This is a genomic window from Pyxidicoccus trucidator, assembly GCF_010894435.1.
In the GTDB taxonomy this organism is placed as follows: Bacteria; Myxococcota; Myxococcia; order Myxococcales; family Myxococcaceae; genus Myxococcus; species Myxococcus trucidator.
Map to the genome: position 1 here is coordinate 89,662 of NZ_JAAIXZ010000014.1, position 16,042 is coordinate 105,703.

Annotated in this window: 9 protein-coding genes; 3 read left to right on the forward strand and 6 right to left on the reverse strand. The window is 69.5% G+C overall.

What is annotated here, in order from left to right; translation table 11 throughout:
- Positions 1-20: 20 nt before the first annotated feature.
- Positions 21-3,524, reverse strand: coding sequence for a pyruvate carboxylase (locus G4D85_RS33115; RefSeq protein ID WP_164018064.1), 3,504 nt, complete (start codon positions 3,522-3,524; stop codon positions 21-23).
- Between the two features lie 139 nt (positions 3,525-3,663).
- On the opposite strand from G4D85_RS33115, the gene G4D85_RS33120 reads away from it, so the two are divergent.
- Positions 3,664-5,019 (forward strand): cytochrome P450, encoded by a 1,356-nt coding sequence (locus tag G4D85_RS33120; RefSeq protein ID WP_164018065.1) that lies wholly within the window; start codon positions 3,664-3,666, stop codon positions 5,017-5,019.
- Positions 5,020-5,029: 10 nt separating this feature from the next.
- Here the strand turns inward: G4D85_RS33120 and G4D85_RS33125 are convergent, their stop codons facing one another.
- From G4D85_RS33125 to G4D85_RS33140, 4 genes are all read right to left on the reverse strand, one after another.
- On the reverse strand, positions 5,030-6,298 hold the full coding sequence (locus G4D85_RS33125) for an MFS transporter (protein ID WP_164018066.1): 1,269 nt from the start codon (positions 6,296-6,298) through the stop codon (positions 5,030-5,032).
- Between the two features lie 166 nt (positions 6,299-6,464).
- Complete coding sequence (locus G4D85_RS33130) at positions 6,465-9,050, reverse strand: response regulator (RefSeq protein WP_164018067.1); 2,586 nt, start codon at positions 9,048-9,050, stop codon at positions 6,465-6,467.
- A gap of 634 nt (positions 9,051-9,684) precedes the next feature.
- Positions 9,685-10,791 (reverse strand): isopenicillin N synthase family dioxygenase, encoded by a 1,107-nt coding sequence (locus G4D85_RS33135; RefSeq protein WP_164018068.1) that lies wholly within the window; start codon positions 10,789-10,791, stop codon positions 9,685-9,687.
- Between the two features lie 191 nt (positions 10,792-10,982).
- Positions 10,983-11,750 (reverse strand): Uma2 family endonuclease, encoded by a 768-nt coding sequence (locus tag G4D85_RS33140; protein WP_164018069.1) that lies wholly within the window; start codon positions 11,748-11,750, stop codon positions 10,983-10,985.
- A gap of 265 nt (positions 11,751-12,015) precedes the next feature.
- Between G4D85_RS33140 and G4D85_RS33145 the strand changes: the two genes are divergently transcribed.
- Both G4D85_RS33145 and G4D85_RS33150 read left to right on the forward strand, forming a co-directional pair.
- Complete coding sequence (locus G4D85_RS33145; protein WP_164018070.1) at positions 12,016-13,296, forward strand: dicarboxylate/amino acid:cation symporter; 1,281 nt, start codon at positions 12,016-12,018, stop codon at positions 13,294-13,296.
- Positions 13,297-13,420: 124 nt separating this feature from the next.
- Entirely contained in the window at positions 13,421-15,214 is a 1,794-nt protein-coding gene (locus G4D85_RS33150) for a thiamine pyrophosphate-requiring protein (RefSeq protein WP_164018071.1), read from the forward strand.
- A 34-nt stretch (positions 15,215-15,248) separates the two neighbouring features.
- Here G4D85_RS33150 and G4D85_RS33155 read toward each other — a convergent pair whose 3' ends face one another.
- Positions 15,249-15,938: a hypothetical protein gene (locus G4D85_RS33155; RefSeq protein WP_164018072.1), complete on the reverse strand. Its 690-nt coding sequence runs from the start codon at positions 15,936-15,938 to the stop codon at positions 15,249-15,251.
- Positions 15,939-16,042: the final 104 nt, after the last annotated feature.

The window sequence follows — 16,042 nt, forward strand, 5'->3', positions numbered from 1 at the left end:
ACTGTACCTCAGATGGAGGGCTACTGGAGCACCGCGAGCAGGTCTCCGCCCTGCACGGCGCCCTTGAGCGTGGGCACCACCTCCGCCACGGTGCCCGCGCGCGGGGCGCGGACCACCGTCTCCATCTTCATCGCCTCCAGCGTGACGATTGGCGCCCCGGCCTCCACACGCGCGCCCGGCTTGACGTGCAGCGCGATGACGGTGCCCGGCATGCTCGCCGCCACGTGGTTCGGGTTGCCGCGGTCCGCCTGGCGGCGGGCCTCCACCTTCGCCGCGAGGCTGCGGTCCCTCACCAGCACGGAGCGGTTGTGGCCGTTGAGGGCGAAGTACACGGTGCGGCAGCCGTCGTCGTCCGGCTCGCCCATCGCCGTCAGGCTGATGACCAGCGTCTTGCCCGGCTCCAGGTCCACCCAGATTTCCTGGCCCACCTCCATGCCGTAGAAGTAGTTGGGCGTGTCGAGGATGGACACGTCCTCGTACTTCGCCTGGTCGTCCAGGAAGCCGGCCATGACGCGCGGGTAGAGCGCGCTGGAGATGGCGTCCGCGCGGGTGAGCGGGTGGCCCGCCTTCTGGGACAGCTCGCTCTGGAGCGCGCCAAGGTCCAGCGGCGGCATGCTGGACGAGGGCCGGCCCTCCACGCGAGGCAGGCCCTTGAGCACCGCGGCGCGCAAGTCCTCGGGGAAGCCGTTGGGCGGCTGGCCCAGCTCGCCGCGGAAGTAGCCCACCACGCTGGAGGGGAAGTCCAGGCGCGGCGCCTCGGCGATGAGCTTCGCGCGGGTGAGCGCCGCGCTCTCCTCCATGGCCGCGCCGCGCACGGCCAGGTCGTTCTTCAAGAGGAAGATGGCGAAGTCGCCCACCATCTTCGAGGAGGGCGTCACCTTGGGGATGTCCCCCACCAGCGCATTGACGAGCGCGAAGGCGTCCTTCACGTCGTTCCACCGGCCCAGCAGTCCCATCTCCGCCACCTGGGGCCGGAGGTTGGAGTACTGGCCGCCTGGAATCTCGTGGTAGTAGACCTCGCTCGTCGTGCTCTTGAGGCCGCTCTCGAAGGGGGCGTAGTACTCGCGCACGTCCTCCCAGTAGTTGGCCAGCGGCTGCAGGCGCGCGTTGGCCAGCCCCGTCTCGCGCGGGTGGCCGCGCAGGGCGCTGACCAGCGCGTTCAGGCTGGGCTGGCTGGTGAGGCCCGCCATGCTGCCCAGCGCCACGTCGACGATGTGCACGCCGTGCTCAATCGCCTCCAGGTAGCTGGCGATGCCGTTGCCCGCCGTGTCGTGCATGTGCAGGTGGATGGGCAGGCGCGTCACCTCGCGCAGTCGGTCCATCAGCATGGCCGCGGCGCGCGGGCGCAGCAGGCCCGCCATGTCCTTGATGCACAGGAAGTGGGCGCCCGAGTCCTCGATGCGCTTCGCGAGGTCCGCGTAGTACTCCAGCGTGTACTTCTTGCGCTTGGGGTTGGCGACGTCGCCCGTGTAGCAGATGGCCACCTCCGCCACCTTGCCCGTCTTGAGCACGCGGCGGATGGACACGTCCATGCTGCCCAGATCATTGAGGCTGTCGAAGATGCGGAAGACGTCCACGCCCGCCTCGGCCGCCTCGTCGATGAAGCCCTCCACCACGTTGTCCGGGTAGCTGGTGTAGCCCACGGCGTTGGCGCCGCGCAGGAGCATCTGGAGCAGCAGGTTGGGCGCGGCGGCCTTGAGCGCGCGCAGGCGGGCCCACGGGTCCTCGTTCAGGAAGCGGTAGGCGGTGTCGAACGTCGCGCCGCCCCAGCTCTCCAGGCTGAAGAGGTCGGACGCGAGGTGCGCGGTGGCCGGCGCCACGCGCAGCACGTCCCGGGTGCGCATGCGCGTGGCCAGCAGGGACTGGTGCGCGTCGCGCATCGTCGTGTCGGTGAGCAGCACGCGCTTCTGGGCCAGCACCCACTCGGCCAGGCCCCGGGGGCCCTTCTCCGCGAGAATCTGCGCGGTGCCGCGCGGCACGGGGCCGGGCGGCGTCACCGGCAGGCGTGGCTCCAGGAACTGCGTGGGCTTGAGCCGCTGGTGCTTCTTGATGGTGGGGTGGCCGTTGACGATGACGTCGCCCAGGTACTGGAGGAGCTTGCTGGCCCTGTCCCGCCGGGGCTCCAGCTGGAACAGCTCCGGCGTCTCGTCGATGAAGCGCGTGTACGTCTGCCCCTGCTGGAAGGCGGGGTGGCGCAGCACGTTCTCCAGGAAGGGCAGGTTGGTCTTCACGCCGCGGATGCGGAACTCGCGCAGCGCGCGCTGGCCCTTCATCACCGCGCCCTGGAACGTCGGCGCGTAGGCGATGACCTTCACCAGCATGGAGTCGTAGTACGGCGAGATGTGCGCCTGGGTGTAGCCGTTGGAGCCGTCCAGCCGGATGCCGAAGCCGTGGGCCGCGCGCCAGGCGGTGATGACACCGGCGTCGGGCATGAAGTTGTTGGCCGGGTCCTCGGTGGTGACGCGCAGCTGCACCGCGTAGCCGCGCGGGACGATGGCCTCCTGCGAGGGGATGCCCACCTCGGGCGAGTCCAGCCGGTAGCCCTCGGCGATGCGAAGCTGGCTCTGCACCAGGTCCACGCCCGTCACCTGCTCGGTGACGGTGTGCTCCACCTGGAGCCGCGCGTTGCACTCGATGAAGTAGAAGGCGTCGCCGGAGACGAGGAACTCGGCCGTGCCCGCGCTGGAGTAGCGCGCCTCACGCGCCAGCCGCACCGCGGCGTCGCAGATGGAGGCGCGCAGCGTCGGGGACAGGTTGGGGGCGGGGGCAATCTCGATGACCTTCTGGTGGCGGCGCTGCACGGAGCAGTCGCGCTCGTGCAGGTGCACCAGGTTGCCGTGCAGGTCGCCCAGCAGCTGCACCTCGATGTGGCGCACCTTCTCCAGGAACTTCTCCAGGAACACCGCCGCCGAGCCGAACGCGCTCTTCGCCTCGGAGCGCGCGGAGGCGAGCGCCGACTCCAGCTCCTTCTCCTCGCGCACCACGCGCATGCCCCGGCCGCCGCCGCCGTGCGCCGCCTTCACCAGGATGGGGCCGCCGTGCTGGGCGAAGAAGGCGCGCGCCTGCTCCAGCACCCGGGCGTCGTCGCCCTCGAGGGTGATGCCCGGCACCACCGGCACGCCCACCTTCTGGGCCAGCTGCTTGGCGGCCACCTTGTCACCCATGATTCGCACCACCGGCGAGCGCGGGCCGATGAAGCGGATGCCCCGGCGCTCACACGCCTCGGCGAAGTCGGCGTTCTCCGACAGGAAGCCGTAGCCCGGGTGGATGGCGTCCACGCCGGCCTTCTGGGCCACGTCGAGGATTTCATCGATGCCCAGGTACGCCTCCACGGGGCGCTTGCCGCGCCCGACGAGGTAGGCCTCATCCGCCTTGTGACGGTGCTCGTGGGTGCGGTCCTCGTCGCTGTAGATGGCGACGGTGCGGATGCCCAGCTCGTTGCAGGCCCGGAAGACGCGGATGGCAATCTCACCGCGGTTGGCGCACAGCACCTTCTGGATGGGAGTCAGGGCAGGGATGGCCATATCCCGCGCGCTGTAGTCACTCCCCGAGCCACGGCGCAACCCTTCCCGGGCGGAACGTCGGCTTTACTGCGCTGATACAACACCCCCGGCCTTGACGGCGTGAGGTCCGCAGGTGGAAATCGGACGCATGGACACCTCAGTGACTGCACCCCCCTTGCGCTCCAACCCGGGGCCGAAGGGACTGCCCCGGCTCGGCATGTTCTTCCCCATGCTCCGAGAGCCGCTCGCCCTGGCCAACCGGCTCCACGCCGACTACGGGGACTCGGTGGTGTTTCCCATCGCCGGCTTCAAGATGGCCTTCCTGAGGAATCCGGTGGACGTGAAGCGGGTGCTCATCGACGAGCCCGCCACCTTTCCCAAGCCGCGCATCGTCAACCCCTTCAACGGCAACGGGCTGACGGTGAGCCGCGGCGACTTCTGGAAGCGGCAGCGGCACATGGTGCAGCCGCTCTTCAGCAAGGAGAAGGTCAAGCTGTGGGCGGGCATCTTCTCGGACGAGATGCGCAAGGCGGTGGTGCGCTGGAAGGAGTTCGGCGCGCGCGGCGAGAGCTTCGACATGTACCACGAGGCCGCGCGGATGATGTTCGGGGTGATGTGGCGCACCTGCTTCGATGAGCAGCCGTCCGAGAAGCACTTCCACGGCATCATGCAGGCGATAGAGATCTTCGGGAAGCGCCCCTCGCCGTACTTCTCCCTGCTGTACTCCGTGGTGCCGAGGCTCAACCCGATGGGAAAGCGGGTGTACTTCTCGGTGCGGCAGGTCAACGAGTGGATCTACGGGCGGCTGGCGTCCCGGCGCGAGCGGGGGACGCAGGAGGGAGACATCACCCTGCTGTCCATGCTGGTGGAGGCGCGGGCGCGCGACACGGGCGAGGGGATGAAGGACGTGGAGGTCCGCGACGAAATCGTCAACCTCTTCGGCGCCAGCTTCGAGATGATCGCCACGTCCATCACCTGGGCGGTCCACGCCTGCACGCAGCACCCGGACGTGGTGCGCAACATCCGCGACGAGGTGCGGGGGGCGGTGGGGACGGCGGAGCCCACGCTGGAGGACGTGCCGAAGCTTCCGTACACGGCCCGCGTCGTCCAGGAGATCAACCGGCTGTGCCCGCCGGCCTTCGCCATCCTCCGTGAGGCGAAGGAGACCACCCAGGTCAACGACGTGATGATTCCCGAGCGCTCCAACATCCTGATGTTCCCGTATGCCATCCACCGGCACCCGGACTACTGGACGTCGCCAGAGACGTTCGACCCGGACCGCTTCCTGCCGGAGCGGATGGCAGGAATGCACAAGTGCGCCTACGTGCCCTTCGGCGCGGGACAGCGCATCTGCGTGGGCCAGCACATGTCGATGGTGGACACGGTGCTGGCGCTCGCCATGATGTTGCAGCACCTGGACGTGGAGTACGCGAGCCCCCGCCCGGTGCAGTGGGAGACGAAGCTCACCTTCGTCCCCAAGGGCGGGCTGCCGGTGAAGGTGCGGCCCGTGGCCTGAGGCCGCGGCCTCAGGTGCTGGACTGGGACTGGGGGACGGCCGCCGTGCTACCGGCCGTCTCCTCGTAGTCGAGGTCGCGGTGGAAGGTCTCCTCGATGCGCAGGAGCGCGAGGAGCGCGAGGCCGAAGCAGAGGCTGCCCACCATCATCGCCGCGTTGGCGACGGTGACGCCCTCCAGGCCCTTGAGCCAGGCGAAGCCACTGGCGGCGAGCGCGGCCGAGCCACGCACGAAGTTGGGGACCGTCGTCGCCACGGTGCCGCGGATGTTGGTGCCGAACTGCTCGGCCGCCATCGTCACCAGCACCGCCCAGTAGCCCACGGTGATGCCCATGAAGAAGCTGAGGACGTAGACGCCCGTGCTGGTGAGCCCCGGCGCGAAGCCGTAGACGAGCATCAGCAGGAAGCCGGCGGTGAGGTTGAGGGCCACCGCGCGCTTGCGGCTCTTGAGCCACTGGCTGAAGACACCCGCGAGCAGGTCGCCGAGCGTCAGGCCGATGGAGCCGTAGAGGATGGCATTGCCGGCCGTCACCGTGCCCGTCACGCCCAGGCCCGCCGTGAGCTCGGGGGCGAAGGTGAAGAGGATGCCCGTGGTGAAGTAGATGGGCACGCCGATGAGGATGCAGCAGATGTACTTGAGGAAGCGCCCCCCTTGCAGGATGAGGAAGGGGTTGGCGCGCGCCGGGTCGCTCTTCTTGGAGAACAGCTCGGACTCGGAGACCTTGAACCGCGCGAACAGCAGCGCGAGGCCCATGACGCCGCCGGTGATGTAGGCCGTCTTCCAGGACAGGTGCTGGCCGACGATGGCCGCGGCGACGATGCCGAGCATGCCCAGCGTCGCGACGACGGTGGTGCCCAGGCCGCGCTTCTCCTTGGGCAGGGACTCGGCGACCAGCGTAATCGCCGCGCCCAGCTCGCCCGCGAGGCCCACGCCGCCCAGGAAGCGGCAGACCGCGTAGCTCGTCACGTCCCACGCGAAGGCGTTGGCCAGGTTGGCGAACGAGTACAGGAGGATGGAGCCGAACATCACCGACAGGCGCCCGCGCTTGTCCGCGAGCACGCCCCAGAGGAGCCCGCCGACCATCATCCCCACCATCTGCGCGTTGTAGATGAACAGGCCCTTCTGGAGGATCTCCGCCGGGTCGGTGATGCCGAGGTCGATGAGCGACGCCCGCCGCACCACTCCGAACAGCGTGATGTCGAAGAGGTCGACGAAGTACCCAAGCCCGGCGACCACGACGGTCAGGTTGAGGACCGAGCGGAGATCTCTCAGGAATTTCATGGTCGGAATTAAGGGGTTTTGCGGGCCGGCGGGCAAGTGCCCCGGCCATTACCCAGCGGGTGGAGCCCCCTTGCATGGGACCGTGAGTTATGAATCACCATTCAGGTTCTGATACGGGCGCCCGGAGGAGGTTTTCCGGACCCGTTTTGACGCGCCTTGTCAGTCATCAGGCGCGCGCCACCTTCGCCAGCGCCTGTTCCAGGCGGGGCAGGTCATAGGGCTTCGAGAGCACCACGGCTTCCGCCAGCGCCTCGCCCCCGCCGCGTAGCACCTCGGGGCCATGTCCGGAGGCGACAATCACCCGCAGCTCGGGTGTCGCCCGGACGGCCCGGACGGCCAGGTCCACGCCCGACATGCCAGGGAGGCTCACGTCCGTGAACAGGACGTCGACGTGCGCCGAGGCGAGCACTTCCAGGGCCTCCTCCGCGCTCATGACGGCGACGACGTCATGCCCCAGGGACTCCAGCAGCTCACTGGCCGGGAGGCGGATCTGCTCGTCGTCCTCCACGAGGAGGATGCGCAGCGCCTTGTGGACCCTGGGCGCCGCTTCCCCTCCGGGCCGCGCCAGCTTCGCGTGCGCCTCGCGCTCGGCCACGCGCTGCTGGCGGGCCATGAGCAACTGGCGGACCTTCCGGGCCAGGTACTCCCGCCGATAGGGCTTGCTCAGCAGGTGCACGCCCGGGTCGAGCCGGCCGCCATGGACGATGGCGTTCTCGGTGTAGCCCGAGGTGAACAGCACCTCCAGGTCCGGCAGCAGCGTCCGGGCATGGCGGGCCAGCTCGGGGCTGCGGACGGGGCCCGGCATCACCACATCGGTGAACAGCAGGTCAATGGGGATGCCGCTCTGGATGATGGCCAGCGCGCTCTGTCCGTCGGACGCCTTGAGCACGCGGTAGCCCAGCTCCGTGAGCAGCTCCACGGCGGTGGCGCGCACCTCGGCGTCGTCCTCGACCACCAGCAGCGTCTCTGTGCCGCCCTCGACCTGCTCCGGGACGGGCTCGGAGCGCGGCAGCTCCACCTGGAGCGAGCGGGGGAGGTAGATCTTGATGGTCGTCCCGTGCCCCACCTCGCTGTAGATCTTGATGTGGCCGCCGGTCTGCTTGACGAAGCCATACACCATGCTCAGCCCGAGTCCCGTGCCGCGGCCCTCGGGCTTGGTCGTGAAGAAGGGCTCGAAGGCGCGCTCCATGATTTCGGGAGGCATGCCGCAGCCAGTGTCGGAGATGGCCAGCAGCACGTACTGGCCGGCCGCCGCGTCCGGGTGAAGCTGGGCGTAGTGGTCGTCGAGCATGGCGTTGCCGGCCTCAATGGTCAGCCTGCCTTCGCCCTCCATGGCGTCGCGGGCGTTGATGGCCAGGTTGAGGATGACGTTCTCGAGCTGGTTGGGGTCGGCGAACGTGTTCCAGAGGCCGCCGCCGATGACGGTCTCCAGCTCGATGTCCTCGCCCAGGGCGCGGCGCAGCAGGTCATCCATGTCGCGGACCAGCCGGCCCAGGTTGATGACGGTGGGGTCCAGCGGCTGCTGCCGCGCGAAGGCGAGCAGCTGGGAGGCGAGCCTGGCGCCGCGGTCGACGGCGCCCATGGCGGTGGCCACTCGCCGCCGGGCCTGCGCGTTGCCGCCCAGCTCCCGGTCCATGAGCTGGAGGTTCCCTCCGATGACCTGGAGCAGGTTGTTGAAGTCGTGCGCCACGCCGCCGGTGAGCTTGCCCACCGCTTCCATCTTCTGGGCCTGCCGCAGCGCGGCCTCTGTCTGGCGCCGCTCGGCCTCGCTGTCCTCCAGCGCCCGGGTGCGCTCGCGGACCAGGTTCTCGAGGTGCTCGCGGTACCCGCGCAGCTCGTCCTGCGCGCGCTTCTGCTCGGTGATGTCGTGGCCCTGGACGAAGACCCCGGAGATGCTCCCGTCCGGCTCGACCACCGGCTGGTAGACCAGATCGACATAGGCCTCATCGAGCGGGGCGTCGGGGTTCCGCTGGAGCAGGACCTTCATCCCCTGGCCGACGAAGGCCTTCCCCGTGGTGATGACCCCGTCGAGCAGCTCGAAGTAGCCCTGGCCCGCCACCTCTGGCAGGGCCTCGCGCACGGGGCGGCCGATGATCTTCCGGTGGCCCACGAGCTGGTAGTAGGCGACGTTGACGAGCTCGAAGACGTGCTGGCGCCCGCGCAGGAAGCACATGAAGCCGGGGGCCTGCTCGAAGAGCCGCCGGAGGTGGCGGCGCTCCGCGTCCAGCGTCACGTTGGCCTCCTGGACGAACTGAGCGCGCTGGAAGAGGCCTGCCTCCACCTGCTCCCGTGAGACCACGGCCAGACCTCGCGCCGTCTCCTCGGCCTCCACCGGCGGGGCCAGCCGGGACCGCTCGGTGACTTCCACGGTGTGCTGGAGGATGAAGGCGACCTCATCCCGGGAGTCGAGGATGGGCGTGTGGGTGGCGCTCCAGTAACGCTCCCTGAGGACTGTTCCCTCGGGCGTCTCCAGGGGGACGCGGTAGGGAATCAGCGCGAGGCTGTCCGGGGCGCGCCGCTCCAGGACCCGGGCGAAGGAGGCCCGGAGCAGGAGTGCACTGGCGTTGTTGGGATCGTCCGGATCATTCGGGAAGGCCTCAAGGACGTACCGCCCGACGAGGTCTTCGATTCGGCTCGCCGTGGCGCGAAGGTAGGCCGGGTTGGCCGCGACGTACCGCAGCTCGCGGTCCAACACCATGTAGGGATTGGGGGAGGCCTCGAAGAGCAGCTTGAAGTCGATGGTGTCGAGCATCGCGGTGCGGGCACTCCGGTGTCACTGGGAGCACCGGGCAGAGCGGGGCACCCTCCATAAACCGTGCTGTCGGCGGTTGCGACGCCGAAGGCCCGGCCCTTGTCCTGAACCGCGCGCGGGTGACGCTCATTCGACAGTTCCTACCTGAACAAGGCTTCAGCCATTCTTCCGGAGGGGCGCCAGGCTCGCCGCGCCGCCTGCGCACGGGGCAGGGAAGCCCATGCCTACATCGTCGGACATCCAGGCAAGGGACGGAACTCACGGCTCCGGGCAGGAAGGGCAATGCCTACCTGAACGAACCTTCAGCCAGTTTTCAGGCGCTCGCGGGGCGTGCAGGGAAGGAGGCGTGCCTACCTGAACGAGTCTTCAGCCAGTTTCCAGGCCGCCGTGCGGGGAGCCGGAAAGGGCCGTGCCTACATGAACGAACCTTCAGCCAGTCGCGGACGTGGGCGGGCATGGCCGCGCCCGCGACGGCAGGCTCTCCGCCATCCCTTGCAGGCCACTGGGACCGGGCATGGACAGACGTAAATGCAAGCAATGACAATCAATATTGTTGATATTGATTGTCATTGCCTGTGATTGAGGTTTTTGGCTGTGTCTGTGTTTCAGTCGCCGGCGGCCCCGCCAGCGAGCACTACGTCCCCGCGCGCTGGCGGTTGAGGCGGTCGTAGTGGCGGTAGCCCAGCTTGTCGAGCGCGCCCGGGGGCGCGAGGCCGATGTCCACCAGCGTCTTGATGTCGTACGTGCCCGCGAGCACAGGCGGCGCGTAGTTCCGGACCGCGTCGGGCGTGCGGAACTTCTGCAGGGGGTAGAGCACCGTGCTCGTGTGCACGTGCATGAAGTGCGCGGCGGACTGGCGCTGCCAGCCTGGCACTCCGGGGGCGGTGATGACGTGGGGCGTGGCCAGGAAGGTGCCGCCCGTGAGGATCTCCAGCTGCTGGCCCACCTGGGCGACGATGCAGCCCGCGGGCGCGGTGCCGCGCACCATCTTCCCCTGCGGGTCCTCCGGCGTGGCGCGCGTGCGGAGGTACAGGCCGCTCTTGCTGTCGGGCGCGGGCGCCGGGCGCCGCTCCGGGTCGAGGAACCGGCCCCCGGGCAGCAGCGTGAGCAGGTTGAAGTCCGTGTGCTCCTCGCCCCAGACGATGTCCGTGTTCACCTGCGCGTCGGTGAGCGGCAGGTACTGGAGCGCGCGGGTGACGTGGGGGGCGCGCTGGCAGAGGTCCGAGAACACCGTCTCGGGCAGGCCCAGCGCCAGCGCGGAGCCGCGCAGCAGCTTGAGGCCGGCCTCATGGAGCGAGCGGCCCAGCTGCATGATGCCTTCCTGGAAGAAGGGCGGCGCGCTCTCGGGCCAGACGTTCTCCGGGTACAGCTCCGGGAACTCCATCGCGGACTGCTCGTCGTTGGGGTATGGCGCGACGAAGTAGCACTCCTTGAAGTCCGGCTGGCCGTTGCCCGCGACGGCGACCTCGGTGTTCGGCGGCGTCCAGCCCCGCTGGTACCAGATGTCGGCGCGGCCGAAGGGCTTCTTCACCTCGGCGGGCTGGGCGATGAACGCGGCGAACGCGTCGTAGTAGCGGTTGAGCGCCTGCGTGTCGACGCCGTGGTTCTTCAGGTACACGAGGCCGAAGACACCGAACGCCTCGCGGAGCGACGCGGCGGCGCGCTCGACGCGGGCCGGGTCCTCCGACGCGAGGTCGGCGAGGTCGACAGTGGGGATGTTGAGCGAAGAGGTCTCGGCCATGGTGGGCCAAGGTGTATCGCTCCTCGGGCCCGAAGGGGAGGGGCTCCGTGGGGAAGAAGGGGCCTGGACGGGCAGGACCCTGGAAAGAAAGGACAGCCAGGGGGGCGGGCGCCCGACAGGACGTGGGGAGCCTCTATCCTACCCAGGAGGCTGGCGGAGGGCCCGAGCAGAGCCCACCGCCAGGTGGCGAGTCAGTGCTGCTGGAGCCGCGCCAGCTGCGCTTGCAGCTCGGCCACACGCCGCTCGGCTTCCTCGCGCCGCCGTGTCTCCTCGTCCGCACGGCGCTGGATGCGTTCCACCTCTTCCTGCATCCGCTCCAGCAGCTCCGCCGATTCGAGCACCAGGGACTCGCCCGCCCAGAGGCGCAGCTTCTCGTTCACCACCTCCAGCTCCAGCCCCAGCACCTCCGAGGCGAAGCGGCCCTGTCTCGGCGGCATCGGCGTGTACGTCCGCGCCCTCGAAGTCGCCAGCCGGTACCCGAACAGCTCCTCCCGCGAGCGGTCATAGATGAAGTACTCGGGGATACCGAGGCGGGCGTAGCGCTCCACGTTGTACTCGGCGTCCTTCTTCCGGTCGCCGCCGACGTGGACCTCCATGACCCAGTCCAGCCCCTTGCCCTCGTGGCTGACCACCCACTTGCCGCGCATGTGGGGCTCCGCGTCCAGCACCACCAGCAGGTCGGGCGCGAAGCGCCGCTCACCCGGATAGTAGATGGGCAGCTCCGAGCCGACGTACACCTTGCGCTTCTTGCGGCCGAAGTAGCCCAGGAGCGCGTCCCGCGTCTCCACCTTCGCGTGGAAGTGGAGGTCGCCCTCCGGCATCGCCAGCTCTTCGTCCGTCACCTCATCAGGCAGGGACTTCACCACCCTCGCCCGTTCCTCCGGTCCCATCACGTCCCACTCCGCCTGCGTGGGGGCCCGGGGGAAGGCCTCTCCACGTCCGTTCGTGTGCCGTCCCATGCCGTGAAGCGTGCTGCGCTCGGCCCGGGCCGTCAATCTCCCCAGGAGCCCTTCAGCAAGTGGCGGGCCGGGCGGCCGGAGCCCGCTCCACCCGCGACTTCGCGCTTCTCGGGACTCGGGGCCATCCCGTTCCAGAGGCGGTGTCCCCATCCGTGGACACTTCAAGTCCTCCTCCCGCGAATCCACGGGAGTCCGGCTTCGCGAACTCCTGCGCGCTTCGGGGCTCTTCGTTATCGTCCGCCGGCCGTCCCCCCGAGGTGCTCCCGTGAAGACGCTCTTCTCCGCCTGGTTCCGCATTCCCTTCTGGCAGCGTGTGCTCGGGGGCTTCGTGCTCGGCGCCCTGGCCGGCTGGCTCGCGGGGCCCGCCGCGGGCCCGTGGTTCCAGCCGCTGGGCACGCTCTACGTCAACCTCATCAAGATGATCGCCACGCCGCTGGTGTTCTTCGCGGTCATCAACGCGGTGGCCGCGCTGCACGGGCAGAAGAGCGTGGCCGCGCTGGGCGGAAAGACGTTCCTCTGGTTCGCCATCACCGCGGCGCTCGCCGTGGGCGTGGGGCTGGGCACCGGCACCGTGCTGAAGCCCGGCGTCGGCGTGGGCCAGCTCCAGCTCGCCGAGTCCTATACGCCGCGCGAGGTTCCGGGCCCCATCCAGGTGCTGCTGGACGTGGTGCCCACCAACCCCTTCGCCGCGCTGGCCGGAGGGAAGATCCTCCAGGTCATCTTCTTCGCGGGCCTGCTCGGGTTCGCCCTCGTCAAGCTGGGCGCGAAGACTGCTCGCCTGCGCGAGCTGGTCCGCGAGGCCAGCGACGCGATGATTCAGGTGACGCGCTTCGTGCTGGAGCTGACCCCGCTGGGCACCTTCGGCCTCATCGCCGCGCTCGTGGGCACCTACGGCTTCGAGCGCCTGCTGCCGCTCGGCCGGCTCGTGTTCGCGCTGTACCTCGCGTGCGCGCTGCACGTCGTCTTCGTCTACGGCGGCCTGCTGCTGGCGCACGGGCTCAACCCCCTGCGCTTCTTCCGCGGCGCCGCGCCCGGCATGCAGGTGGCCTTCGTCAGCTCGTCCAGCTTCGCGTCGCTGCCGGTGTCCCTGCGCAGCGTCACGCACAACCTCGGCGTCAACAAGGACTACGCCGCCTTCGCCGTGCCGCTGGGTGCCACCATCAAGATGGACGGCTGCGGCGCCATCTACCCGGCCATCGCCTCGCTCTTCGTCGCGCAATACTTCGGCCTGGAGCTGTCCGCGTCCCAGTACTTCATCATCCTCCTCGCCTCGGTGCTGGGCAGCTTCGGCACCGCGGGCGTGCCCGGCACGGCCGTCGTCATGGCCACCGTGGTGCTCAGCTCCGCCGGCCTGCCGCTGGAGGGGCTGGGCTACCTCCTCGCCATCGACCGCGTGCTCGACATGATGCGCACGCTCACCAACGTCACCGGGCAGATGCTGGTGCCCGTGCTGGTGGCCCGCGAGGAGGGACTGCTCGACGAGGCCGTCTACAACCGCGCCGCCACCAACGTCGGCCTGGAGAAGGACGTGGCCGAGGCGGAGTGACACGAGGCCGGCCCGCCCGGGCCGGGACATGGCGGGAGAGGGGCCGGCTGACTGGCTGGCGGCCTTTCCCCGCACCCGAGGGGTGCCCAGCTTGAACCTGCTGGCTCCAACCCCGGGGAAACCGATGAGCGCCACCGTCGCCGACTACCTCCTCTATCGCCTCGGGCAGTGGGGCGTGCGCCGCATCTACGGCTACCCGGGCGACGGCATCAACGGCATCCTCGGGGCGCTCGGGCGCAACACGGAGCTCCAGTTCGTCCAGTCGCGCCACGAGGAGATGTCCGCCTTCATGGCCTGCGCCCACGCCAAGTTCACCGGCGAGCCGGGCGTGTGCCTCGCCACCTCCGGCCCGGGTGCCATCCACCTGCTCAACGGCCTCTACGACGCGAAGCTGGACCACCAGCCGGTGGTGGCCATCGTCGGGCAGCAGTCGAGCATGTCGCTGGGCGGCCACTACCAGCAGGAGGTGGACCTGGCGTCCCTCTTCAAGGACGTGGCCAGCGAGTACGTCACCATGGTGACCCACCCCTCCGCCGTGCGCCACGCGGTGGACCGGGCCATGCGCATCGCCCGGTACGAGCGCACCGTGACGTGCGTCATCCTCCCCAACGACGTCCAGGAGCAGCCGTACCAGAAGCCGGAGCGCGCGCACGGCACGCTGCACTCCAGCGTGGGCTACAGCGTGCCCCGCGTCCTGCCCCAGGACGCCGACCTGCGCCGCGCGGCGGACGTCCTCAACGCGGGCAAGAAGGTGGCCATGCTGGTGGGCGCCGGGGCCATGAACGCCGCCGACGAGGTGGTGCAGGTGGCGGACCTGCTGGGCGCGGGCGTGGCCAAGGCGCTGCTGGGCAAGGCGGTGCTGCCGGATGAGCTGCCCTTCGTCACCGGCACCATCGGCCTGCTGGGCACGAAGCCCAGCTGGGACTTGATGTCTGACTGCGACACGCTGCTGATGGTGGGCACCAGCTTCCCGTACTCGGAGTTCCTCCCCAAGGAGGGGCAGGCGCGGGGCGTGCAGATCGACATCGACGGCCGGATGCTCGCCATCCGCTACCCCATGGAGGTGCCGCTGGTGGGGGACAGCCGCGAGACGCTCCGCGCGCTGCTGCCGCTGCTCCAGCGCAAGCAGGACCGGGGCTGGCGCGACACGGTGGAGAAGGGCGTGCGCCAGTGGTGGAAGCAGGCCGAGGCGCTGGCCATGAGCGCCGCCGACCCCGTCAGCCCCCGCCGCGTGTTCTGGGAGCTGTCCCCCCGGATTCCGGACGAGGCCATCCTCACGGCGGACTCGGGCTCGGGGACCATCTGGTACGCGCAGAACATCAAGGTGCGGAAGGGGATGATGGCGTCGCTGTCCGGCAACCTCGCCACCATGGGCTGCGGCGTGCCGTACGCCATCGGCGCGAAGTTCGCCTTCCCGCACCGGCCCGTCATCGCCATGGTGGGGGACGGCGCCATGCAGATGAACGGCAACAGCGAGCTCATCACCGTGGCGAAGTACTGGAAGGAGTGGAAGGACCCGCGCTTCATCGTCCTGGTCCTCAACAACCGGGACCTGAACATGGTGACGTGGGAGCAGCGCATCCTGGCCGGAGACCCGAAGCTGCCTGCCACGCAGGACCTGCCGGACTTCCCGTACGCGCGCTACGCGGAGTCGCTGGGCCTCAAGGGCATCCGCGTGGACCGGCCGGAGGCGCTCGGCCGCGCCTGGGAAGAGGCGCTGAGCGCGGACAGGCCGGTGGTGTTCGAGGCCTATGTCGACCCGAACGTGCCGCCGCTCCCGCCGCACATCACCCTCGACCAGGCGAAGAACTACACCCAGGCCCTGCTCAAGGGCGACGTGGACTCGGGCGGCATCATCAAGCAGTCCATCAAGGGCATGGTGGAGCAGCTCCTGCCGCACAAGGGCGACAAGTCGTAGCGGGCAGGCACGCCGTGGCGGACGGAAGGCGCGGCTACTTCGCCTTCAGCTCGTACTCGCCACCCGGGTAGACGAACGAGTCGCGGGGCGCGTACCAGCACCACGCCTCCACCTTCTGCAGCGGGCTGGCCGGCCGCAGCGCGTACACCGGGTGGTCCGGCGCCAGGAAGTCCAGGGACTGGAGCTCGAAGCCGGCGGCAATGTCACCGACGTAGGGGTAGTTGCCCGCCATCAGCTTGTTCTTCACCTGTGTCACGTACATGAGCTGACCGCGCGCCACCGAGGCCACCTGCTGGCCCACCCGCGCCACGGCGCGGATGATGGGGATGCCGTCCACGCGAGTCACCGCCACCAGCCGGCCGTCCTCCAGGTCCAGCGTCGTGGTGCCCGCAGAGGCGGGGACGCCGCGCTCGCTCACGTAGTCGCGCACCGTCTGCGACGAGTTGAGGTAGTGCGTGAAGAAGCGGCCCGGTGTCACGCCGTCCGGCGCCGTGTGGTCCGCGAGGTCCAGGCCCAGGTACGTCAGCGAGTACGCGCCGAAGCCCGACGTCTGGTCCGCCGAGTCCACCACGTACTGGTTCATGTAGATGGCGCGGTTGGCCGCGGGCGACAGCCCCCTGGGCAGCAGCGCGGCGGCGGCCCTGCGGTCGGCGGGAATCCAGCTCGAATAGAGCATGCGGCTGTTGAGGACGAGCTGCGGCGCGGCGAGGGTACTGGTGGACATGATGGCTCCTGGACGGGTGAGCTCTCTTCAATTCATTCGGAGCCAGCCACGCGGTCTGGTTGTCGTCCATCGTCCCGCCGGGCCGCCGCGTCCTGGTGCGGTGC

Excerpts from the sequence above, each read along its gene's own strand:
- G4D85_RS33115 (WP_164018064.1), bottom strand. The coding sequence starts at position 3,524 with ATGGCCATCCCTGCCCTGACTCCCATCCAGAAGGTGCTGTGCGCCAAC.
- G4D85_RS33125 (WP_164018066.1), bottom strand. The coding sequence starts at position 6,298 with ATGAAATTCCTGAGAGATCTCCGCTCGGTCCTCAACCTGACCGTCGTG.
- G4D85_RS33130 (WP_164018067.1), bottom strand. The coding sequence starts at position 9,050 with ATGCTCGACACCATCGACTTCAAGCTGCTCTTCGAGGCCTCCCCCAAT.
- G4D85_RS33135 (WP_164018068.1), bottom strand. The coding sequence starts at position 10,791 with ATGGCCGAGACCTCTTCGCTCAACATCCCCACTGTCGACCTCGCCGAC.
- G4D85_RS33140 (WP_164018069.1), bottom strand. The coding sequence starts at position 11,750 with ATGGGACGGCACACGAACGGACGTGGAGAGGCCTTCCCCCGGGCCCCC.
- G4D85_RS33150 (WP_164018071.1), top strand. The coding sequence starts at position 13,421 with ATGAGCGCCACCGTCGCCGACTACCTCCTCTATCGCCTCGGGCAGTGG.
- G4D85_RS33155 (WP_164018072.1), bottom strand. The coding sequence starts at position 15,938 with ATGTCCACCAGTACCCTCGCCGCGCCGCAGCTCGTCCTCAACAGCCGC.